Below are 22217 nucleotides of genomic sequence, written 5' to 3'. Positions count from 1 at the left end.
CCCGTGGCCACGACCTCCCGCCCCACACAGCGCACCCTCGGCACCTCCGGACCGGTCACCTCCACCCTCGGCCTCGGCTGCATGGGCATGTCCGACCTGTACGGCCCGGCCGACGAGGCCGAGAGCATCGCCACCATCCACGCCGCGATCGACGCCGGGGTCACCCTGCTCGACACCGGCGACTTCTACGGCATGGGCCACAACGAGCTGCTGATCCACGAGGCCCTGCGCGGCCGCGCCCGCGAGAGCGTGCAGATCAGCGTGAAGTTCGGCGCCCAGCGCGGCCCGGACGGCCAGTGGCTCGGTTACAACGCGAGCCCCGCCGCCACCAAGACCGCCCTCGCCTACACGCTGCGCCGCCTGCGCACCGACCACATCGACGTCTACCGCCCTGCCCGCCTGGACCCGAACGTCCCGATCGAGGAGACCGTCGGCGCCATCGCGGACCTGGTGAAGGCCGGCTACGTCCGCCACATCGGCCTGTCGGAGGTCGGCGCCGACACCCTGCGCCGCGCCGCCGCCGTCCACCCGATCAGCGACCTGCAGATCGAGTACTCGCTGATCTCCCGCTCGATCGAGGACGCCATCCTCCCCACCGCCCGCGAGCTCGGCATCGGCGTCACCGCCTACGGCGTGCTCTCGCGCGGCCTGCTCAGCGGCCACTGGGACCAGGGCCGCGCCCTGGCCGGCACCGACTTCCGTGGCCACAGCCCGCGTTTCCAGGGCGACAACCTGGCCCACAACCTCGCGCTCGTCGAGGCGCTGCGCGCGGTGGCCGCCGCGAAGGGGGCGAGCGTCGCCCAGGTCGCCATCGCCTGGGTCGCCTCGCGCGGGGAGGACGTCGTTCCGCTGGTCGGCGCCCGCCGCCGCGACCGCCTCACCGAGGCGCTGGGCGCGCTGGACGTCGCCCTCACCGCGGCCGACCTCGCGGCCATCGAGGCGGCCGTCCCCGCCGGCTCCGCAGCGGGCGACCGCTACGCTGCCGCCCAGATGGCACACCTGGACAGCGAGCACTGACCAACCGGAACCGGCCCGACGGCCGGGGACGGCAGCACCACCCTCGACCGCACGACCCTAAGGACGGACCTCCCCGTGACCACGGACACCACACTCACCGCCGAGCAGATCCTGATCGCGGCGGAGGACGTCCTCCGGCGGTTCGGCCCGGCCAAGGCCACCGTCGTGGACGTCGCCCGGATCCTCGGCGTCAGCCACAGCAGCGTCTACCGCCACTTCCCGAGCAAGGCCGCGCTGCGCGAGGCGGTCACCCAGCGCTGGCTCGACCAGGCGCACCACCAGCTCGCCTTCATCTCGACCGAGCCCGGCTCGGCCGTCGAGCAGCTGCACCGCTGGCTGGTGACACTGTTCGCGGCCAAGCGGAAGAAGGCGCTGGACGACCCGGAGCTGTTCGCCACCTACATGGTGCTGGTCGAGGAGAACAGCGGCATCGTCGAGGCGCACATCGACACCCTGGTCACCCAGATCGCCCAGATCGTCCAGGACGGCATGGAGAGGAAGGAGTTCAAGCTCGCCCACATCCTCTCCACGGCCCGCGCCGTCTTCGACGCCACCAGCCCCTTCCACGACCCGGCGTACGCGTCCTCGTGGTCCGAGCCGACCATCGAGGACCGTTTCGAGGCCCTCTGGAAGCTCATCCTCGGCGGCCTGCTCGCCAAGTGACGGACCTCCGACGCCCGGGCGCCCCTGACCCGGGCACCGACGGCCGGGCCCGCCGACACCGGAGCGAAACCCGGTCGTCGGCGGGCCCGGCCGTCCGGCAGACTGCCGCGCACGGTTGATCTCACCTGGAGGACGACATGCGTCCGGCCCATCCGACCCCTCCGCCCCGCCCGACCCGTCCGGCCCTGGACAGTCTGCAAGGGCTCGCCCTCGGCGACGCCTTCGGCGACCGCTGGTTCTCGGCCCCGCTCGACGAGGCGCCCGCCGCGCTGGCCGCCCGCCGGCTCCGCCCGGCGCCCTGGCACTGGACCGACGACACCGCGATGGCGCTGGTCCTCGTCCGCCACCTGGCCTCCTGGGGCGAGGTCCGGCAGGATGCGCTGGCCGGCGAGTTCGCCGAGGAGTACGCCCGTGAGTACGGGCGCAAGTACGGCCCGTCGATGCACCGGGTGCTACGTGAGATCGGCGCCGGCGGGGACTGGCGCGCCATCACCTCGCGCCAGTTCGAGGGTCAGGGCTCGTACGGGAACGGCGCCGCGATGCGGGTCGCCCCACTGGGCGCCTGGTTCGCGGACGACCTGGACTCCGTCGCCCGGCAGGCCGAGCTCCAGGCGCTCGCCACGCACTTCCACCCGGAGGCGGTCGCGGGCGCGGTGGCGGTCGCCCTCGCCACGGCACTCGCCGTCCGCAGCCGGGGCCAAACCCCGCCCGGCCGTGCCGAGTTGCTGACCGAGGTGGCCGGTCGCCTGCCCGACAGCGAGGTGCGCTCCGGCCTGCGGATCGCCGCCCGGCTGCCCGGACACACGAGCGTCCGACAGGCCGCCAACGTGCTCGGCTCCGGGTTCATGATCTCCGCCCCGGACACCGTCCCGTTCGCCCTCTGGTCCGCTGCCGGGCACCTGGACTCACTGCCCGAGGTGATCTGGCACGCCCTGGAGGGCTGGGGCGACATGGACACCACCTGCGCGATCGCCGCCGGGGTGGTCGCCGCCCGCACCGGCCTCGCCGAGGTGCCGACCGCTTGGCTGGCCGCCCGCGAGGACCTGCCGGAGTGGGCCACGGAGGCGTCGGCACCGACGCGCTGAGCCGAGCCGGCCGCCCCGTGGGCCTGGCCGGCTCGGCTGCGCGACACCGTGTCCGCGTCGGCGCGGGGCCGGTTCCCGGCGCCCGGGCTAGCGTCGGGAGCTGCCGAACACCAGCCGGTAGATGATCAGCAGCACCAGGGCGCCGCCGATCGCCGACACCCAGGTCGCCATGTCGAAGAAGTGCGCCGTCACCGACCTGTGCAGGAAGTGCGAGGCGATCCAACCGCCGACGAAGGAACCGGCGATACCGATCAGGGTTGTCACGATCATGCCGCCCGGGTCCTTTCCCGGCAGCAGCAGCTTGGCCAGTGCCCCCGCCAGCAGGCCAAGCACGATCCACGCGACGATGCTCATCTGTCCCTCCCGTCCACGGCGCGACGGCCCCGTTCCGCCGCTCTGCCAGGAAGGACGCCGCCCACCACCGCCCGGTTCCGGCGCCGCGGGAGCACCGGCCCGAACCGGCCACCCCGAACCGGCCACCCCGGACCGGGCCGCTCCGGGCGAGGCACCCTCCCGGCGGGGCGCCCGAGCCGGGATACTGCGGCCATGCGCATCCTGATCGCCACCGCCGGATCCCGGGGCGACGTGGCCCCGTTCACCGGGCTCGGCGTCCGCCTCCAGGCGGCCGGCCATCAGGTGGCCGTCGCAACCCACGCCACTTTCGCCGCCTCGGTGCGGACCGCAGGGCTGGAGTTCCGCCCGCTGCCGGTCGACCCGCGCGCCGAACTCGCCTCCACCGAGGGGCGACGCCTGCTCCAGGCCGGCACCGGACCGCTAGCCGTCCTACAACTGCTTCAGCTGGGGCGGAAGTTCATGCCTGAGCTCGCCGACGGCATCGCCGACGCCACGGCACTCGGCACCGACCTGCTGCTCACCACCAGCACCACCAGCCCGCTCGGCCAGGTCGCAGCCGAGGCCGCAGGCATTCCCAGCATCGGCCTGCACCTCCAACCGCTCTCCCCCACGCGGGAGTTCGCGCCCGCCGTCACCGGCGCCCGCTCACTCGGCCGCCCGGGCAACCTGCTCGCGGGACATGCCGTCCAGGTCGCGACCGACCAGCTCTTCGCCCCCGCCGTACGCGGGCTGCGGCGCCGCCTCGGCCTGCCGCCACTCGACGCCGGCCGCGCCAGGCGCAAGTACCCCGTCCTGCATGGGTTTTCGCCTGCCGTCGTCCCGCGACCCGCCGACTGGCGCCCGGGGCTCGACGTGGCCGGTTACTGGTGGCCGGTACGGGATCCGGGCTGGCGACCCCCGGCCCGACTGCTCGACTTCCTCGCCGCCGGACCGCCGCCGGTCTTCGTCGGCTTCGGCAGCCTGGTCGTCCCCGACCCCGGAAGGCTCGCCGCGACGGTGGTCGCCGCGGTCCGCGCCGCCCGGGTCCGGGCCGTCCTGCAGTCGGGCTGGAGCGACCTCGCCGCCGGCGAGGCGGAGGACGCCCTGACCATCGGCGACGCCCCGCACGACTGGCTGTTCCCCCGCATGGCCGCCGTGATCCACCACGCCGGAGCCGGCACGACCGCCGCCACCCTGCGCTGCGGCACGCCAGCCGTCCCGGTACCCGCACAACTCGACGCCCCGTTCTGGTCCGACCGGCTCACCCGCCTCGGCGTCTCCCCCGGGCCGGTACCACTGCGCGCCCTCACCGCCGCGCGCCTCGCCGCCGCCATCCGCCAGACTCTCGACGACCCCCGCTACCGCGACCAGGCCCGGGCGGCGGCCGCCACGCTCGCGGCCGAGGACGGCGCGGCGAAGGTGCTGGCGGCCGTCGACCGGGCAGCGGCCGGCGGATGACAGCGGGCAAACGGCAGTGAACAAGTGACGGCGAACAGATAACAGATAACAGATTTCGAAATCTGTTATCTGTTCGCTGTCATCCGTTTGCTGTTATCCGTTCGCTGTCACTTGTCAGCCGCCCACCCCCATCCGCCCGTCGCACCCGCCCGCCGGGCGCCCGAGGCCGCGCCCAGCGCGAGGTACAGCACCGAGGCCGACCCGGAGCGCCAGGAAGTTGCAGGTGGTCCAGGTGCGCCGTGCCACCGGGACCGGCCACAGGTCGTCGTCGGTGTAGCCGTTGGACGGCAACTCTCCTGCGGCCGGGTAGAGTTCAACCCAGCCATGGGCAACTCCCCTCTGCGCGAATGGCGTTACGCCTGAGGTGGGCGGGACAGGTACGGGATGATGTCGGTCCCGTAGGCGTCGATGGTGGCCTCGACGGCGTCGTGCATGGCGTAGACGGCGAACTGGTCGACGCCGAGGGCGCGGAGGTGCTCCAGGCGGGCGAGTTGGGCCTGCGGCGGGCCGATGAGGCAGAAGCGGTCGACGATCTCGTCCGGCACGAAGGCGGTGTCGGGGTTCCCGGCCCGGCCGTGGTGGCTGTAGTCGTAGCCCTGGCGGCCCTTGATGTAGTCGGTGAGGGCCTCCGGGACGAGGTCGGAGTGCGCGCCGTAGTGGCTGACCAGGTCGGCCACGTGGTTGCCGACCATCCCGCCGAACCAGCGGCACTGCTCCCGGGCGTGGGCGAGCGCGGCGGGCGAGTCGTCGGCGGTCACGTAGGCGGGGGCGGCGACGCAGATGGTGACGGCGTCCGGGTCCCGGCCGGCCTCGGCCGCGGCGGACCGCACCGCCTTGATCATGTACTCGGTGAGGTACGGGTCGGCCAACTGGAGGATGAATCCGTCGGCCTGACGACCGGTCAGGGCGAGTGCTTTCGGCCCGTACGCGCCCATCCAGATGGGGAGTTCGGCGCCGGGGCCGACCCACGGCAGGTGCATCTCGGTGCCGTCCACCTCGACCGTCCGCCCCTCGGCCAGCTCCTTGATGGCGTGCATGGCCTGGGAGAGCCGGGCGAGGGTGGCGGGGCGGCGTCCGGCGACCCGCATGGCGGAGTCGCCGCGGCCGATGCCGCAGACGGTGCGGTTGCCGTACATGTCGTTGAGCGTGGCGAACAGGGAGGCGGTGACCTCCCAGGTGCGGGTGGAGGGGTTGGTGACCATCGGTCCGACGGTCAACTGCCGTGTCTCGGCGAGGATCCGGCTGTAGATGACGAACGGTTCCTGCCACAGGACGCAGGAGTCGAAGGTCCAGCCGTGGCTGAACCCGGCCTGTTCGGCGCGGATCATCCGGTCGATGAGCAGGCGGGCGGGCGGGTCGGTCTGCAGGACGAGGCCGATGTCCATGGGTGGCTCCGGGGAGGGTGGTTCCGCCGCCCGGGCAATCGTGCGCACGGGCCCGGGCGGCGGTGCGGGAGAGTGGTCAGGTCAGGTACTGACAGGTGTCGCGGCGCAGGAACGTGCCGTGGCCGGCCCGGCCGAGCCAGGTTTCGCCGTCCAGCACGACGGTGCCGCGCGAGAGTACGGTGCGGGCGCGGCCGGTGAGTTGGCGGCCCTCGTACGCCGAGTAGTCGACGTTCATGTGGTGCGTGGCGGCGGAGACGGTCTGCACGGCGGTGGGGTCGTAGACGACGAGGTCGGCGTCGGCGCCGGGCGCGATGGTGCCCTTGCGCGGGTGCAGCCCGAACATCCGGGCGGGCGTGGTGCAGGCGATCTCGATCCAGCGCCGACGGGTGATGTGCCCGTCCACGACGGCCTGGTGGAGCAGGTCCATCCGGTTCTCCACGCCGGGCAGGCCGTTGGGGATCTTCGAGAAGTCGCCGCGGCCGAGTTCCTTCTGCCCGGTGAAGCAGAACGGGCAGTGGTCGGTGGAGACCACCTGGAGGTCGTTGGCGCGCAGTCCGCGCCAGAGCGCCTCCTGGTGCTCGCGCGGCCGAAGCGGCGTGCTGCACACGTACTTGGCGCCCTCGAAGCCGTCGGCACCGGTCTCGGCGAGGTTGTCGGTGGAGAGGAACAGGTACTGCGGGCAGGTCTCGCCGAAGACGTTGAGCCCGGCGTCGCGGGCCTGGACGAGCTCGGCGAGGGCGGCGGCCGCGGAGACGTGGACGACGTAGAGCGGGCTGCCGGCGACCTGGGCGAGCTTGATGGCCCGGTGGGTGGCCTCGGCCTCCAGGAGTTCGCGGCGGACCTCGCCGTGGTAGCGGGGTGCGGTGTGCCCGGCGGCGAGGGCCTGTTCGACCAGGACGTCGATGGCGATGCCGTTCTCGGCGTGCATCATGGTCAGCCCGCCGTTGACCGCACCGCGCTGCATGGCGCGCAGGATGCGGCCGTCGTCGCTGTAGAAGACGCCGGGGTAGGCCATGAAGAGCTTGAAGGAGGTGGACTCGCCGGAGTCGACGAGGGCGTCCATCTCCTTGAGGACGCCCTCGTTGACGTCGGAGACGATGGTGTGGAAGGCGTAGTCGACGGCGCAGTTGCCGTCGGCCTTGGCGTGCCAGGTGTCCAGGCCCTCGCGCAGCGAGCCGCCGACGGACTGCACGGCGAAGTCGACGATGGTGGTGGTGCCGCCCCAGGCGGCGGCCCGGGTGCCGGTCTCGAAGGTGTCGGAGGCCGAGGTGCCGCCGAAGGGCAGTTCCATGTGGGTGTGGGCGTCGACGCCGCCCGGGATGACGTAGTGGCCGGTGGCGTCGATGACGGTGTCGGCGCTCCAGGCCTCGGCGGCGGAGCTGCCGGTGGCGGCGAGGGCGGCGATGCGTTCGCCCTCGATGAGGACGTCGGCGTGGAGTTCGTCGGCGGCGGTGATGACGAGGCCGCCGCGGACGATGGTGCGCTGGTGCGGGTCGCGGGTGGTCATCGCGCTGCTCCTCAGGCCTCGGCGAGCGGTCCGTAGGCGTCGGGGCGGCGGTCGCGGTAGAACGCCCACTGCTGGCGGACCTGTTCGATCAGGCCGAGGTCGAGGTCGCGGACGACGAGCTCCTCCTCCTTGTCGGAGGCGACGTCGCCGACGAACTGGCCGCGCGGGTCGACGAAGTAGGAGGTGCCGTAGAAGTCGTTGTCGCCGTACTCCTCGGTGCCGACGCGGTTGATGGCGGCGACGAAGTACTCGTTGGCGACGGCGGCGGCGGGCTGTTCCAGCTGCCAGAGGTAGGCGGAGAGGCCTCGGCTGGTGGCGGAGGGGTTGTAGACGATCTGCGCTCCGGCCAGGCCCAGGGCGCGCCAGCCCTCGGGGAAGTGGCGGTCGTAGCAGATGTAGACGCCGACCTTGCCGACGGCGGTGTCGAAGACGGGCCAGCCGAGGTTGCCGGGCTTGAAGTAGTACTTCTCCCAGAAGCCCTTGACCTGCGGGATGTGGTGCTTTCGGTACTTGCCGAGGTAGCTGCCGTCGGCGTCGATGACGGCGGCGGTGTTGTAGTAGACCCCGGCCTGTTCCTCCTCGTAGACCGGGACGACGATCACCAGGCCGAGTTCACGGGCGAGATCCTGCATCCGGCGGACGGTGGGGCCGTCGGGGACGGCTTCGGCCCAGCGGTAGTGCTCGGCTTCCTGGACCTGACAGAAGTACGGGGCGTTGAAGACCTCCTGGAAGCCGATGATCTTCGCGCCCTGGGCGGCGGCCTCGCGGGCGTACCGCTCGTGAAGGGCGATCATGCTCTCCTGGTCGCCGGTCCAGCGGGTCTGGACGAGCGCGGCACGGACGATCTGCGACATGGATACCTCCGCAACTCCGCTGCCCGGCCATGGGGTCGGGCCTGCGGTCTGAGGGTTGACGGGGCGGGCGGGTCTCGTCTGCGGACCGCCGGGGATCCGCAGGGGTCTACGTGCGTAGAAAGCGGTCTGTAGACCGTAGGCCGGGCCTCGGTGGCCTGACAATACGTTGGCGGTAACGCATCTGGGGCGATCTCGTGACGCGGACACGCGGAAGGTCCTGGATGGGATGAAACGATCATTTACCCCGCAAGTGGGGTCCTTACGCATGCGAGTGCCGTTCGGCGGTTCCGGTCCAGAACGGCTCGACGGCCGGTCGGCCGGGGGTGGAGCAGCGGGGCGGCCGGTGGCGGCCGGCCCCATCCGGCTTGACTTCGTCCGGTTGGCTCGGGAAGGATCCGGCGCATGGACACCGGCACCACTCTGGTCTGCCGCCTGCACGTCGATCTGCGACGCCAGGCGAGTTCCATCTGTGCCTGTTGACCCTGACTCTCCCCGCCGCCCCCGCCCTGTGACGTCTGCCAGGGCCCGCGCCGCGCACCCGCACCCAGCGTTCTGATTCCCGCCCCGCCCGGCGCACCCGCGCGTGCCGTGCCGCTCCGTCGGCCCGTGCCCCCGCCCGCCGCCGGACCAGGGCGCACCCCGCCGACGTTCCCGCTGCACCCGAGGACGCCCCCATGAGCCTGAACCTCGCCCCCGACGAACCCGCTGCCGCCCAAGCCCCGACCCCGGCAGCGGCAGCGGCACCAGCACTGGCATCGGCACTGGCCAGAACAGCCAGGGCCACCGCCACCGCCACCGCGGAGGCCCGCGCGCCGCTCACCCCGAGCGCCCTGCGCGCCGTCGTCCGAGAACTGGCCGAACAGCCCGACCAGTGGATCCACCTCGTCCGGCTCTCCACCGAGGAGCGCTGGTACCAGCGGCTGGTGGCCGACGACGACCACGAGGTGTGGCTGATCAGCTGGCTGCCCGGCCAGTCCACCGGCTTCCACGACCACGGCGGCTCGCGCGGCGCGTTCGCCGTCGCCCTCGGCGAGCTGGAGGAGCTGTCCCTCGGCGGGCCGGAGCAGGGCCTGCTGATCCGCCGGGTCCCGGCCGGCACCGCCCGCGCCTTCGGCCCCGAGTACGTGCACGACGTGCGCAACACCGCGTCCGGCCCAGCCGTGACCCTGCACGCCTACTCGCCCCCGCTGGGCTCGATGGCGCACTACGACCTGCGGGCCGGCGGGCTCGTCCGCACCTCGGAGGAAGGACCGGAGCAATGGTGACCACGATCGACGACCTGGTGGAGCGGGCCCGCGAGGGCGTCCACCGTCCGCGCGCCCGGGAGGCGTACCAGTCTCAGCTGGACGGCGCGCTGCTGGTGGACATCCGTCCGGCGGCGCAGCGGGCGGCGGAGGGGGAGATCCCCGGCTCGCTGATCATCGAGCGCAACGTCCTGGAGTGGCGGCTGGACCCGACGGGCAGTCACCGGATCCCCGAGGCGTCGGGTTACGACGTCGAGGTGATCGTGGTCTGCTCGGAGGGGTACGCCTCCAGCCTGGCGGCGGCCTCGCTGCGCGAGCTGGGGCTGCACCGGGCGACCGACCTGGACGGCGGCTTCGTCGGCTGGGCGGCCTCCGGGCTGCCGACGCGCCGGGGCGGCTGAGAGCCTGGAGGGCTGGGGCGCTCGGCGGCTGACGGGCTGATCGTCCGGGGCGCGAGCCCTCGACCCGCCGTCAGGGTGTCCGCGTCCCGACCCTGTGACCTGCCGAAACGTCGGGCGCCCGGTCGGCCCCGGCCGTCCGGCGGCGGGGTCTGGGCCCCGTGCCGGGTGGTAAGTGAGAGACAGGAGATGATGCAGGTCATAGTCTGATCAGAGTTTCCGCCGGTCCGAAGCTGGGCAGCCACGCGGGCGGAAGAACGCCCGGGCGGTCGATCCGACAGACGCCGTCACGGCAGCGGCCGGTACGGCCCACGCCGTCGCCGCTTGTCGACAAACCGCCATCAACCGCACGACCGAAACAGGCGCCGCCTCCCCGGGGCGCCCTGACGAGGAAACTCCCCGTGATCAGATTCGAGGGCGCCGGCAAGCGCCACCCCGATGGCACCATCGCCGTCGAGGGCCTGGACCTGGACGTCCCGACCGGTCGGATAACCGTCCTGGTCGGACCGTCCGGGTGTGGCAAGACCACCCTGCTGCGCATGGTCAACCGGATGGTCGAGCCGACCTCGGGCCGGGTGCTGCTGGACGACACGGACGTCGCCGAACTGGAGCCCGCCAAGCTGCGCCGTGGCATCGGCTACGTGATCCAGCAGGCCGGCCTCTTCCCGCACCGCAAGGTGATCGACAACGTCGCCACCGTGCCCTACCTGCTCGGCTGGGACCGCAAGAAGGCCCGCGCCCGGGCCGCCGAACTGCTGGAACTGGTCGGGCTCGCGCCCGAGACCGGCAAGCGGTACCCGTTCCAGCTGTCCGGCGGCCAGCAGCAGCGGGTGGGCGTGGCCCGCGCCCTCGCGGCCGACCCGCCGGTGCTGCTGATGGACGAGCCGTTCAGCGCCGTCGACCCGGTGGTGCGCGCCGGGCTCCAGGAGGAACTGCTGCGGCTCCAGTCCGAGCTGCACAAGACGGTGCTGTTCGTCACCCACGACATCGAGGAGGCCGTCCGGCTCGGCGACCAGGTGGTGGTCCTGCGCGAACACGGCCGGATCGCCCAGCTCGCCGACCCGCACACCCTGCTCACCACCCCCGCGGACGACGGCGTGGCCGCCTTCCTCGGCCGCGACCGGGGCCTGCGCGGCCTCGCCCTGCGCCCCGCGACCACCATCGCCGTCCGCCCGGTGGCCGACGGGCTGCGCTACGGCGGCTGGGAGCTGGCGCTGGACGACGAGCGCCGCCCGATCGGCTGGATCGACCGAGACGCCGCCACCGCCGAGCTACACCCGGTCTCCGGCTACCGGCCGGACACCGACACCCTGCGCACCGCGCTGGACGCCGCCGTCCTCTCCCCCGCCGGGGCCGCCGTGGCCCTGGACGCCGACGGGCGGGCCACCGGCACCGCGAGCCGCGAGGCCGTCCTCGCCGCGCTGTCCACCCCCGCGGCCATCCCGGTGGCGGACGCGGCGGCCGGCGCGGCGGCCCGTGGCGCCGTGGACGGGGCGAGCGGTGCGGCAGCCGGCACGGCGGCCGGTGACCTCACGGACGGGGCGGCCGGTGGACGGTGAACCGATCGTCCGCTGGTACTGGATCGGCGACCACCTCGGCTACCTCGGCGGCCTGCTCGCCGACCACGCCGTGATCGCCCTGCTCCCGGTGCTCATCGGCCTGCTGCTGGCCGTCCCGCTGGGCCTGGCCTGCACCCGCTTCCCCCGGCTGTACCAACCGCTGTCCGCCGTCTTCAACGTCGTCTACGCGCTGCCCTCGCTGGCCGTGTTCGTGGTGCTCATCCCCTACACCGGCCTCGCCACCCAGGCCACGGTGATGATCCCGCTCACCTTCTACGCGCTCGCCGTGCTGCTGCCGACCACCGTGGACGGCCTGCGCGCCGTCCCGGACCCGGTCCGGCAGGCCGCCACCGCGATGGGGTACGGGCCGTGGCACCGGCTGACCTCCGTCGAGCTGCCCGCCGCCGTGCCGTACCTGATCGCCGGGCTGCGGGTCGCGGCGGTGTCCAGCATCTCGCTGGCCAGCGTCGGCGCGCTGATCGGGCGCGGCGGGCTCGGCTACCTGTTCATCGACGGCTTCCAGCGCACCTTCCCGACCCCGATCGTGGCCGGCATCGCGCTGATCGCCGTCCTCGCGCTGGCCGTCGACCTGCTGCTGGTGGGCGCCCGCCGGCTGCTCGCGCCCTGGGCCGTCCGGGAGAAGGGAGCCGGTTCGTGAACTGGCTGAACTGGCTGGGCGACTTCTTCTCCGCCCCCGACCACCGCAGCGGCCCGGACTCGATCGTGCACCGGATCACCGAGCACCTGGTGCTCTCCGGCGAGGCCCTGCTGTTCGCGGCGCTGCTCGCCGTGCCGCTCGGGCTGCTGATCGGCTACACCGGGCGCGGCGTCACGCTCGTGACGGCCTTCGCCGGTGCCACCCGCGCCCTGCCGACGCTCGGCCTGGTGACGCTGGCGGTGCTGCTCGCCGGGGTCGGCGACACGGCCGTGCTGATCCCGCTGGTCGCGCTCGCCGCGCCGCCGCTGCTGGTGGCCGCCGTCGAGGGGGTGCGCGGCACCGACCCGGACGTCCGGGACGCGGCGCGCGGCATCGGGCTGACCCACCCGCAGGTGCTGTGGCAGGTCTGCCTGCCGTCCGGGGCGCCGACCCTGCTGGCGGGCTTTCGCACCGCGACCGTCCAGGTGATCGCGACCGCCACCGTGGCCGCTTACGTCGGACTGGGCGGCCTCGGCCGCTACGTCATCGACGGGCTGGCCACCCGCAAGTACGCCGTCACCGTCGGCGGCGCGCTGCTGGTGGTGCTGCTCGCGGTCGGCGCCCAGCTGTTCTTCGCCCTGCTCGCCCGGTACGCGCTCCCGCCCGGGATGCGCGCCCAGCGCCGGGCCCGCTGAACCTCGTTCCCCATCCTCTCCGGAAGGACATCTGTCACCATGTCGACAAACCACGGAAGCAGGCGCGCCGTCGTCCTCGGCACGCTCGCCGCGCTCGCCCTCGGCGCCACCGCCTGCGGCTCCTCCGGCGGCGGCGACCCGCTCGGCGGCGGCTCCGCGACGGGCTCCCCCGCCGCCTCGGGCGCGGGCGCCGGCTCGACGGTGGTCGTGGGCTCGGCGAACTTCCCGGAGAACGTGCTGCTCGGCTCGATCTACTCGCAGGCCCTCAAGGCCAAGGGCGTCAAGGTCGAGGAGAAGTTCAACATCGGCAGCCGCGAGGTGCTCTACGGGCAGCTCCAGAGCGGCAGCCTGAGCGTCCTGCCCGAGTACAACGGCTCGCTGCTCGCCTACCTGGACGCCAAGTCCACCGCCGCCACCACCGAGGAGGTGAACGCGGCGCTGACCAAAACGCTGCCCGCCGCGCTGGGGATCCTCGACTCCTCCCCCGCCGAGGACAAGGACTCGCTCAGCGTCACCCAGGAGAACGCCGACAAGTACGGCCTCAAGAGCATCGCCGACCTGGCCGCCAAGGCGGGCGAGTTCACGATAGGCGGTCCGCCGGAGTTCAAGTCCCGCCGCGAGCAGCAGCTCAAGGACGTCTACGGGCTGAACTTCAAGGAGTGGAAGCCCACCGGCGACGCCACCGCGAACGCGCTCAAGGACGGCACCATCCAGGTCGGCAACGTGTTCACCACCGACCCGAAGATCCCCCAGCTGAAGCTCGTCCCGCTGACCGACCCGAAGAACCTCTTCGGCGCGCAGAACGTCACCCCGCTGGTCAACAAGGCAGGCGTGAACCCCACCGCGACGGCGGCCCTCAACGCGGTGTCGGCCAAGCTCGACACGGCGGGGCTGACGGCGCTGATGAAGCGCGTCGCGATCGACAAGGACGACCCGTCGGCGGTGGCCAAGGACTGGCTGAAGGCCAACGGCCTCGGCTGACCACGCCTCGGCGGGCGCCTTGCGCGCCCTGCGGACGCGGCGGGCCGGCGGCCCGGGAGGTCCCCCTCCCGGGCCGTCCGCGCTCGCGGGAGGATCTTCCCTTCGACGCCGCGGACATGACAGTGTGACGCCATGCGCACTCGTCTCCTCGCCGCCACCCTCACGGCATTCGCCGCGGTGAGCCTCGCTGCCTGCTCCAGCTCCGGACCGGGCCCCCACCCGGCCACCGCCGCGGCCGGCTCCCCCACCGCCCCGGCCGCCGCCTCGGCCCCCGCCCCCGGCACCGCCTCGACGCCGCCGACGCCCGAGTCGCCCTCGGCCTCCGCGCCCGACCCGGCCGCCTCCCCCTCGACACCCGCGGCCCCCTCGGCGCCCGCACCCGACAGCCCCTCGGCCCCCGCACCTGACGCAGGCTCCCCCGGAGCCCCCGCCCCGGCCAAGCCCACGCCCCCCAGCGACGCCGGCCTGCCCGGCAAGCCGGGCACCGACCTGACCGGCAAACTGGTCGCCGCGCTGGACGCGATCGACCCGGCAATCGTCGGCGGCAAGCCGGACCAGGCCGTGGACCGGGCCCGCAACCAGTGCCAGGCGCTGTTCCAGTTCCCCAAGGACAAGTCGAAGCTGGTCGAGCTGGCCAACCAGCGCTTCACCTCGCCCGACCACCCGCAGGGCTTCGGACCGGACACCGCCGCGAAGATCAACGACGCGCTGCGGACCACCCTCTGTCCGCCGCCGGCGTGACCCGGAACGGCCACCCGAACCGCCCGGTGTCCTGAGCACCGGGCCGCCGTGGCCGCGCTCCCGCCGACGGGCGCGCGGCCACGGCACCTTCATTCTTCGGCGGCGCCACTTTTCGGTGCATCCGCCCTTCGGCAGCGCGGCCACCCCGCACCACCGGCCACCTCCGCCGCACCGCCCACCTCCACAGCCCCGGCCGCACCGCGCACACCCGGCCGATCGGACGGCCCTTCGGCCGCGGGGGCGGTGTGTTGACGAACTGTTAGGTCTCTTGACAGACCAGTGGTCTAGTCCAACCATAAGCATGTCGATCCGACCGGGATGCACTGTGGGGGTGTGACCACCGGCGGCTGAGGCACTGCCCTGCCCTGCCCTGTCCCGCACCACCCCCGCTCCGTACGGCGTGCGCACACGCGTACCCGCCACCCGCCTCCGCGCGAGTCGGTGGGCTTCCGCGCGCCCGCACACCCGGACACCCAGCAGTCCCGCACGTCAGCACACCCGCACACCCGCACGTCCGGGCCCGCGCGGCCGACCCCACACGGCCGTCGCGCCCCGATCATGCGCGTATCCCCAACGTCCTGCCCCACCACGTATGTTGGAGAATCCATGCGTCTACGCAGAACCATCCAGGCGGCCCTGACGGCCTGTGCCACGCTGGCCGCCTCGGCCGGCCTGGTCGCCGCCGGGACGGGCTCCGCCCAGGCCGCGACCCCGCTCCCCAGCCGGGTCTTCGCCCCCTACTTCGAGTCCTGGACCGGGCAGAGCCCCGCCGCCCTGGCCGCCCAGTCCGGGGCCAAGCACCTGACGATGGCGTTCCTCCAGGCCGCCACCAAGGGCTCCTGCACCCCGTACTGGAACGGCGACACCTCAAAGCCGGTCTCCTCCTCGACCTTCGGCGCCGACATCGCCACCATCCGGGCCAACGGCGGGGACGTGATCCCCTCCTTCGGCGGCTACACCGCCGACAACACCGGCACCGAACTGGCCGACAGCTGCACCGACGTCAACCAGATCGCGGCAGCCTTCGAGAACCTCGTCACCACCTACGACGTCAGCCGGATCGACCTCGACATCGAGGACAACTCGCTGACCAACACGGCCGGAATCGACCGCCGCAACAAGGCGATCAAGATCGTGCAGGACTGGGCCGCCGCCAACGGGCGCAACGTCCAGTTCTCCTACACGCTGCCGACCACCACCACCGGGCTGGCCTCCAGCGGCCTCGCCGTGCTGAAGAACGCGGTCAGCAACAACGCCCGGATCGACGTCGTCAACATGATGACCTTCGACTATTACGACGGCGCCACCCACGACATGGCGGCCGACACCCAGACCTCCGCGCAGGGCCTCTACAACCAGCTCGCCAAGCTCTACCCGACCAAGACCCCCGCCCAGCTGTGGGGTTCGATCGGGATCACCGAGATGCCCGGCATCGACGACTACGGCGCGGCCGAGACCTTCACCGTGGCCAACGCCACCACCGTCTACAACTGGGCGGTGTCGAAGGGCATCAACACGCTGTCCTTCTGGGCGCTCCAGCGCGACAACGGCGGCTGCCCGGGCAAGGCGGGGGACGACTCCTGCTCCGGCATCAGCCAGAACACCTGGGACTTCACCCACATCTTCGCGCCGTTCACCAGCGGATCGACGGTGACCAACGACTTCTCCGTGGCCGTCAACCCCAACTCCGCGACGGTCACCGCTGGTTCGTCCACGTCCGCGGCCATCGCCACGGCGGTGACGGCGGGTTCGGCGCAGAACCTCAATCTGTCGGTCAGCGGCGCCCCGGCCGGCGTCACCGCCACCGTCACCCCCGGCAGCGTCACCGCCGGCACCGGCGCCACCCTCAACGTCACCACCACCTCGGCGGTGGCGCCCGGGAGTTACCAGCTGACGGTCACCGGCAGCGCGGCCTCCGGCAGTCACACCGGCGTCTTCACCCTGAACGTCACGGGCACCCAGCCCGGCAACGACTTCTCGGTCGCGGTGAACCCGAACTCCGGCACCGTGGCCGCTGGTTCGTCCACGTCCGCGGCCATCGCCACGGCGGTGACGGCGGGTTCGGCGCAGAACCTCAATCTGTCGGTCAGCGGCGCCCCGGCCGGCGTCACCGCCACCGTCACCCCCGGCAGCGTCACCGCCGGCACCGGCGCCACCCTCAACATCGCCACCACCTCGGCCGCCACGGCGGGCAGCTACCCGCTCACCGTGACCGCCACCGGGCCGTCCGGCACCCACACCGCCACGTACGCGCTGACCGTCACCGGGACGACCCCGCCGCCCACCGGCCTGGTCAACGGCGGCCTGGAGACCGGCAGCCTCGCCCCGTGGACCTGCCAGAGCGGCGGCGCCGTGGTCTCCACCCCGGTCCACTCCGGGTCCTACGCGCTCCAGGCGGCGGCGACCGCCGGCCAGACCGGCGAGTGCTCGCAGACCGTCACGCTGAAGGCCAACACCAGCTACACGCTGAGTGGTTGGGTGCAGGGCAACTACGCGTACCTCGGCGTCAGCGGTGACACCACCGCCAGCTCCTGGACCAACGCCTCCGGCTGGACCAAGCTGACCGTCCCCTTCACCACCGGCGCCTCCGGCACCGTCACCGTGTACCTGCACGGCTGGTACGGCCAGGGCAACGTCTTCGGCGACGACTTCTCGATCGCCTGAGCTGCGCTTGACGGCTGATGGCTGACGGCGACGGCTGACGGTCAACAGGGAACGGATAACAGATAACAGCTGACAGATTTCATTATCTGTCAGCTGTTATCTGTTCGTTGTTCGTTGTCCGCTGTTCGCTGTTCGTCGCCGGCCGGCGGCCGTCCGCCGTCAGCTCCCCGCCATCACCTCGGCCTCCGCCGCCTTCATCCGCCCGGGCCGGCACAGCGTCACGTACGCCGCCATCGCCAGCACTCCGCTCGCCAGGACGACCACCGCCAGCAGCACCGCCGACGGCCGGCCGCCGAGACTGCTCAGCGGTGCGACCACCGCCCCGCACAGGAAGTTGCCGGTGCCGAGCAGCGCCGACGCCGTCCCGGCCGCCCGCGGCTCGACCAGGCTGAGCGCCTGCGCGGCCGTGTTCGGCAGGACCACACCCATGCTGCCCATCATCACGAACAACGGCGGGCAGAACCCGACCAGCCCGAAGTCCCAGACCGCCGTCAGCAACACCAGCGCCACCCCGGCGACCACCGCCGTCGCCAGCCCGGCCAGCATCAGCCCCCGCGGAGCGAAGCGGCGCGCGAGTACCCGTCCGTTCAACTGCGTCATGACGACGATGGCCAGCGAGTTCGCCCCGAAGAGCAGGCTGTAGGTCTGCGGCGAGACCTGGTACACGTGCTGAAGCACCGTGGACGACCCGCTGATGTAGCCGAACAGCGCACCGAAGGCGAAGGCGCTGGTCAGCGCCAGCCCGAGGAACGGCAGGTTGCGCAGCAACCGCCCCATCGTGCGCAGCGCCGCGCCCACCCCGCCGGTGCCCCGGGCCTGCGTCGGCAGCGTCTCGCGCAGCGCGCCGAAGGCGGCCAGGGTCAGGAGCAGCCCGAGCGCGGTCAGCGCGCCGAAGGTGCCGCGCCACGAGGTGAACCGCATCAGTTGCGCGCCGACGATCGGGGCGAGGATCGGCGCCAGCCCGGATATCAGCGCGATGGAGGCCAGGAACCGCAGCATCGCGACGCCCTGGAAGCGGTCCCGGGCGACGGCCCGACCGATGACCAGCCCGGCGGATCCGGCCGCGCCCTGGATGAAGCGGGCGATGATCAGCACCGTCAGGCTCGGCGCGATCACGCACACCACGCTGGCCAGGGTGTAGAGGACGAGCCCCGCGAGCAGCGGCGGGCGGCGGCCGTAGCGGTCGCTGAGCGGTCCGAAGAGCAACTGCCCGGCCGCGACCCCGAACATGGAGAAGGTGAGGGTGAGCTGGACGGCGGCCGGTTCGGCGACCAGGTCGTCGGCGATCTCGGGCAGCCCGGGCAGGTAGAGGTCGGTGGTGAGCGGGCCGAGCGCCACGAGGCCGCCCAGGACGGCGATGGTGGCCCGGCCGGGGCGGGACTGGCCGGTGGTGGGGGCGGCGGAGGGAGCGGTCGACGTGTCGCCGGCAGGGCCGACGGTCGGGCCGGGCATGGGGCTCCTCACGGAACGGGGGACGGGACGGGGGCGGGACGGGTTTGTCCACGCCCCGTCCTATCGCAGCCCAGGCCGTTTCCGACAGCGGGGGTCCTCCCTCTGGTCCACCGTCGGCCACCCCGGCGGCACTCGCGCACGACGACGGCCCGCCCGCACCTGTCGGTGCCCGGCGGGCCGATCGGAGCCTGTCGGCGTACTCGGAGCCTCACGGCGTGCACGGCGCACGGCACCCGGCTCGGTGCACGGTGCTCGGCTCAGTGCACGGCACTCGGCTCAGTGCTTGGTGGGCCGCTCCGAGCGCAGGGCCGCCTGCACCGCCGCGCCGTCCTGCCACGCGTAGAGCTGGTTGCCGGTGAGCGTCACGTTGTAGTGCCCGCAGGTGCCACTGGCCTTGGCCGCGACGCCCTCGGGGAACCAGCCGGCCTTGAGCGACAGCGGCACCGAGTGCGCGGACTTGCCGGGCAGGCCGGTGCTGCAGCCGACGGGCAGCCGTCCTTCCGGAAGGGTGGCGCGCAGCAGGCGGTCGTCGCCGGTGGTGGACATCAGGTACTTCACCGAGGAGGCGTTGTCGGGCAGCCAGGTCGGCATCGAACGGCGCTCGGCCTTGGCCTGGCTGCCGGTGTCGTAGGTGGCCTGCTCCTGGTGGCGTCCGTCGTACCAATCGGACACCCTCGGGCCGATAGCCACGGCGGCCACGGCGACGGCCATGCCGGTGCCCGCGACTCCCAGTGCGACCTTGCTCACGATGCCCTTCATGCCCGCCTGTCCTCTCCGTCTCCGGTTCCGGTCCGGTCGGCGAGGTCTGCCGTCCGGGTGTATCCATCGTGGCCCGTGCCGCGCCTCCGGAGCGTCACCACGAGGTCGCGATCTTGTCTCCATCCCACGGGGTACCGTCTCCACCTTCAGAGGTATGTCCAGCGACCCGGTCTCGGGGTTACACGGTGGGGCGCCCAGGCTGGCACACCGTCTTCAAGTGCCGCCCGGGCCTCGATCGAGCGTCACTCAAGCCGGTCTCCGGCGCAGCCCGGCCTGCTGCACCCGGATGCATCAGCGCGCCCCTGAGGCGTCGTCGGGCCCGGTGCCGGCAACGGTGCCGGCCGCTGGTCGGAACACTGGTCAGAGCACTGGTCGGAGCACTGGTCAGAGCACCGGCCGGACCGCCGATCAGAGCACCGGTCAGATCGGTACCGACACCGCCTCCGGCACCGGCACCGGCCGGGCGACCGGGAAGGGCCGGCCGTCGAGGGTCCAGTGCGGGTCGATGGGGCGCAGCAGCGAGGCGTACACCTGGGCGGCGACGTCCGGGTGGCGGATCTCCCCGGTGGGCGGGCCGGCCGGGATGCCGTGCCCGGCGCAGGCGACCCAGGCCGTGCGCTCCTCGACGGTGCGGCCGCCGTGGCCGCCGGCGTCGACGTGGCCGTGGTCGGTGACGACGATGACGGTCCACTGCTCGTCGGCGTGGTCGGCACGGCCGCGGACGGCGTCGAGCAGTCGGCCGAGGCGTTCGTCGGCGGTGCGCATGGCCGCCCGGTACTCGTCGCCGCAGCCGAGGAAGTGGGCGGTCTCGTCGACGGCGCCGAGGTAGACGAAGGAGGCTTCCGGGTCGGCGGTGCCCAGGACGTGGACGGCCTCGCGGGTGACCTCCTCGTCGACGGCCTCCCAGGCTTCGGGGGTGTCCTCGGCCGGGGCGATGTACGAGAGTCGGCCGGGGGCGCGGAACAGCGGGCCGCCGGACTCGTTGATCATCAGCGGGTCCCAGCCTGCCGCGACGAAGGTGCGGCGGCGGTCGCCGCGGGCGAGCCGGGTGGCGAAGTCGGGGAACACGTCGAGCCGGTTGCCGCCGAGGTGGTTGCCCCAGACACCGTGCTTGGCGGGCTCGACGCCGGTGACGATGGTGGCCCAGCACGGCCCGGACATGGTGGGCGTGGTGTCCGCCACGGTCACCGGCACCAGGAACCCGGCCTCGGCGAGTTCCTGGAGGCGCGGCATCGGCACGTGCTCCAGGTAGTCGTGGCGGACGCCGTCGATCCCGACGACGAGCACCCGGGGGCGGGGCCACTGGGCAGCGGACATGGCGGGGTTCCTTTCGGTCGTACACATCCGGCCGCGCCCGCCGAGGGCGCCGCCGACCGCGCCATGCTCCACCTCCCGCCGTACCGCCCGGCGTCCACCCGCCGAACGCGGGGTGTCCGCCGGGTGTCAGGCGGCCGTACGGACGAACCGGCGGTCGGCCTGGGCGAGTTGGGAGACCGGTCCGGCGGCGCGCAGCACGACGTCCAGGACGCGGTCCGGGTCGGCGGCGTAGCAGTGCGCGAACCACGGCAGGTTCGCCTCGACGACGGCCCAGTGCTCGGCCGGGTCGTACGGGTCCGCGATCGGGCCGACGTCCAGGGCGACGGCGCTGGGCAGGGTGTCGCCGACTGCCGCGAGCAGGCGCCGGGCGAAGGCGCCGGCCTCGGCGGTCAGCGGTGCCGGGTCGAGCCGGCCGAAGCGGGCGTAGCGGCTACCGGTGAGCACCTCGCCGTCGCGGACGAACAGCCGGTACTCGGCGGCGAAGGTCACCGGCTCGCTGACCAGGACGGGCGTGTCGGGGCCGATCCGGTCGCCGGTGCGCGGCAGCCGGGTGCCGTCCGGGTAGACCGCGGGCGGGAGCGACTTGTCGGCGGGTGGCTTGACGAATGCCGGGCGGCGCAGCGTCCACGCCTCGGCGAGGGTGGTGAGCTCGATCCGGCGCCGGGTGAACTCCTCGGGCAGGCGGGTGAGCCAGTCATCATCGGGTTCGAGCAGGGCGAGGCCGAGCGGTCCGGCGATCCGGGCCGCGGAGAGCGGGCCGCCGTACCAGTGGACGGGCCGCCCCGCGAGGCGCTCGACCGTGGTCGGGCCGTCCAGGACGGCGGTGTCGAGGCCGCGCCGGGCGGCGGCCTGGGTGAGCAGCGCGGTGGTGCTGGTCCGCTGGGCGGAGCTGAGCAGCACGTGGTCCGTGCGCACCTCGCGCGCCGTCGCTGCCGGGTGGGGCACGGTTGCGGGCGCCCCACCCGGGCCTTCCTCACCCGGGCGCGCACCAACCGGGCCCGGCGCGGCGGGGCGGACCTCACCCGGGCCCGGCGCGGCGGCGCGCGTCACGGCGGGGCCCGGCGCGGCTGGGCGCGTCACGGCTGGGGGCGGAACTCGTGGACGACCTCGATGCGGCCGACGATGTTCCGGTTGAGCTCCGGCAACTCCTCAGCCGGGATCCAGAGTTCGAGGATCGTACGGCCGCCCGCCTGCCGCACCGGATAGCGGGCGAGGAAGGCGGTGTCGACCTCGAAGCGGGTGACGTAGCCGACGCCGGAGGCGGGGACGTTCCAGTCGCGGGCGATGCGGATCGCGTAGTCCTCGTTGAGGACGGGGTAGAAGATCGGCTGCTCGGGCAGCCGAGGCGGCCAGGCGCGCCGGCCGGACGCCTCGACCAGGGCCAGTTCCTCGGGGCCGGTGGGGCGCCAGAGGGTGGTGGTCGGGGCGGTGCCGGGCGTGGTGGGCTTGCTGTTCACGGTGGGCACGG

At 73.2% G+C, this 22217-nt stretch carries 21 protein-coding genes; 12 read left to right on the top strand and 9 right to left on the bottom strand.

What is annotated here, in order from left to right; genetic code table 11:
• Window positions 1-3: 3 nt before the first annotated feature.
• The 3 genes from A6F73_RS25440 (at window position 4) to A6F73_RS25430 (ending at window position 2765) form a co-directional block, all read left to right on the top strand.
• Window positions 4-1017, top strand: a complete 1014-nt coding sequence (locus A6F73_RS25440; RefSeq protein WP_279634942.1) for an aldo/keto reductase — start codon at window positions 4-6, stop codon at window positions 1015-1017.
• A 75-nt stretch (window positions 1018-1092) separates the two neighbouring features.
• A complete protein-coding gene (locus A6F73_RS25435) occupies window positions 1093-1680 on the top strand; it encodes a TetR family transcriptional regulator (RefSeq protein WP_063349913.1) in 588 nt (195 codons plus the stop codon).
• 137 nt (window positions 1681-1817) lie between these two features.
• Window positions 1818-2765 carry an ADP-ribosylglycohydrolase family protein gene (locus A6F73_RS25430; RefSeq protein ID WP_063349912.1) on the top strand — a complete coding sequence of 316 codons (948 nt, stop codon included), beginning with the start codon at window positions 1818-1820 and terminating at the stop codon, window positions 2763-2765.
• A gap of 87 nt (window positions 2766-2852) precedes the next feature.
• On the opposite strand, the gene A6F73_RS25425 is transcribed toward A6F73_RS25430, so the two are convergent.
• Entirely contained in the window at window positions 2853-3119 is a 267-nt protein-coding gene (locus A6F73_RS25425; protein ID WP_063349911.1) for a GlsB/YeaQ/YmgE family stress response membrane protein, read from the bottom strand.
• Window positions 3120-3311: 192 nt separating this feature from the next.
• On the opposite strand from A6F73_RS25425, the gene A6F73_RS25420 reads away from it, so the two are divergent.
• Window positions 3312-4556: a glycosyltransferase gene (locus A6F73_RS25420; RefSeq protein ID WP_063349910.1), complete on the top strand. Its 1245-nt coding sequence runs from the start codon at window positions 3312-3314 to the stop codon at window positions 4554-4556.
• Window positions 4557-4909: 353 nt separating this feature from the next.
• Here A6F73_RS25420 and A6F73_RS25415 read toward each other — a convergent pair whose 3' ends face one another.
• The 3 genes from A6F73_RS25415 to A6F73_RS25405 form a co-directional block, all read right to left on the bottom strand.
• Window positions 4910-5941 carry a TIGR03842 family LLM class F420-dependent oxidoreductase gene (locus tag A6F73_RS25415; RefSeq protein ID WP_063349909.1) on the bottom strand — a complete coding sequence of 344 codons (1032 nt, stop codon included), beginning with the start codon at window positions 5939-5941 and terminating at the stop codon, window positions 4910-4912.
• Window positions 5942-6017: 76 nt separating this feature from the next.
• Window positions 6018-7448: a dihydropyrimidinase gene (gene hydA / locus A6F73_RS25410; RefSeq protein WP_063349908.1), complete on the bottom strand. Its 1431-nt coding sequence runs from the start codon at window positions 7446-7448 to the stop codon at window positions 6018-6020.
• 11 nt (window positions 7449-7459) lie between these two features.
• Window positions 7460-8302, bottom strand: coding sequence for a nitrilase-related carbon-nitrogen hydrolase (locus A6F73_RS25405; RefSeq protein WP_063349907.1), 843 nt, complete (start codon window positions 8300-8302; stop codon window positions 7460-7462).
• 674 nt (window positions 8303-8976) lie between these two features.
• Between A6F73_RS25405 and A6F73_RS25400 the strand changes: the two genes are divergently transcribed.
• From A6F73_RS25400 to A6F73_RS25365, 8 genes are all read left to right on the top strand, one after another.
• Complete coding sequence (locus A6F73_RS25400; protein WP_079135990.1) at window positions 8977-9567, top strand: cysteine dioxygenase family protein; 591 nt, start codon at window positions 8977-8979, stop codon at window positions 9565-9567.
• Window positions 9561-9947, top strand: coding sequence for a rhodanese-like domain-containing protein (locus tag A6F73_RS25395; RefSeq protein WP_063349906.1), 387 nt, complete (start codon window positions 9561-9563; stop codon window positions 9945-9947). The genes A6F73_RS25400 and A6F73_RS25395 overlap by 7 nt, the downstream gene beginning before the upstream one ends.
• Window positions 9948-10345: 398 nt before the next feature.
• Window positions 10346-11503 (top strand): ATP-binding cassette domain-containing protein, encoded by a 1158-nt coding sequence (locus tag A6F73_RS25390; protein ID WP_079135989.1) that lies wholly within the window; start codon window positions 10346-10348, stop codon window positions 11501-11503.
• Window positions 11493-12161, top strand: a complete 669-nt coding sequence (locus tag A6F73_RS25385; protein WP_063351516.1) for an ABC transporter permease — start codon at window positions 11493-11495, stop codon at window positions 12159-12161. Before A6F73_RS25390 ends, A6F73_RS25385 begins: the two co-directional genes overlap by 11 nt.
• Window positions 12158-12835, top strand: a complete 678-nt coding sequence (locus A6F73_RS25380; protein WP_063349905.1) for an ABC transporter permease — start codon at window positions 12158-12160, stop codon at window positions 12833-12835. The genes A6F73_RS25385 and A6F73_RS25380 overlap by 4 nt, the downstream gene beginning before the upstream one ends.
• 39 nt (window positions 12836-12874) lie before the next feature.
• Entirely contained in the window at window positions 12875-13816 is a 942-nt protein-coding gene (locus tag A6F73_RS25375; RefSeq protein WP_063349904.1) for an ABC transporter substrate-binding protein, read from the top strand.
• A 132-nt stretch (window positions 13817-13948) separates the two neighbouring features.
• The gene (locus A6F73_RS25370) at window positions 13949-14557 is read left to right on the top strand and encodes a hypothetical protein (RefSeq protein ID WP_063349903.1); all 609 of its coding nucleotides are present in this window, start codon (window positions 13949-13951) and stop codon (window positions 14555-14557) included.
• Between the two features lie 606 nt (window positions 14558-15163).
• Window positions 15164-17221, top strand: a complete 2058-nt coding sequence (locus tag A6F73_RS25365; protein ID WP_063349902.1) for a glycosyl hydrolase family 18 protein — start codon at window positions 15164-15166, stop codon at window positions 17219-17221.
• Window positions 17222-17380: 159 nt separating this feature from the next.
• Here A6F73_RS25365 and A6F73_RS25360 read toward each other — a convergent pair whose 3' ends face one another.
• The 5 genes from A6F73_RS25360 to A6F73_RS25340 form a co-directional block, all read right to left on the bottom strand.
• Window positions 17381-18673, bottom strand: coding sequence for a multidrug effflux MFS transporter (locus tag A6F73_RS25360; RefSeq protein WP_063349901.1), 1293 nt, complete (start codon window positions 18671-18673; stop codon window positions 17381-17383).
• Window positions 18674-18949: 276 nt separating this feature from the next.
• Window positions 18950-19432 (bottom strand): hypothetical protein, encoded by a 483-nt coding sequence (locus A6F73_RS25355; RefSeq protein WP_063349900.1) that lies wholly within the window; start codon window positions 19430-19432, stop codon window positions 18950-18952.
• Window positions 19433-19852: 420 nt separating this feature from the next.
• Window positions 19853-20749, bottom strand: a complete 897-nt coding sequence (locus A6F73_RS25350) for an alkaline phosphatase family protein (protein WP_063349899.1) — start codon at window positions 20747-20749, stop codon at window positions 19853-19855.
• A 126-nt stretch (window positions 20750-20875) separates the two neighbouring features.
• Window positions 20876-21664, bottom strand: a complete 789-nt coding sequence (locus tag A6F73_RS25345) for an ATP-grasp domain-containing protein (RefSeq protein WP_244293493.1) — start codon at window positions 21662-21664, stop codon at window positions 20876-20878.
• A gap of 161 nt (window positions 21665-21825) precedes the next feature.
• Window positions 21826-22206, bottom strand: a complete 381-nt coding sequence (locus tag A6F73_RS25340) for a hypothetical protein (RefSeq protein ID WP_063351514.1) — start codon at window positions 22204-22206, stop codon at window positions 21826-21828.
• Window positions 22207-22217: the final 11 nt, after the last annotated feature.

This window comes from Streptomyces sp. MJM8645, from assembly GCF_001625365.1.
Lineage (GTDB): Bacteria > Actinomycetota > Actinomycetes > Streptomycetales > Streptomycetaceae > Kitasatospora.
This window is presented reverse-complemented; position numbering and strand designations above follow the sequence as displayed.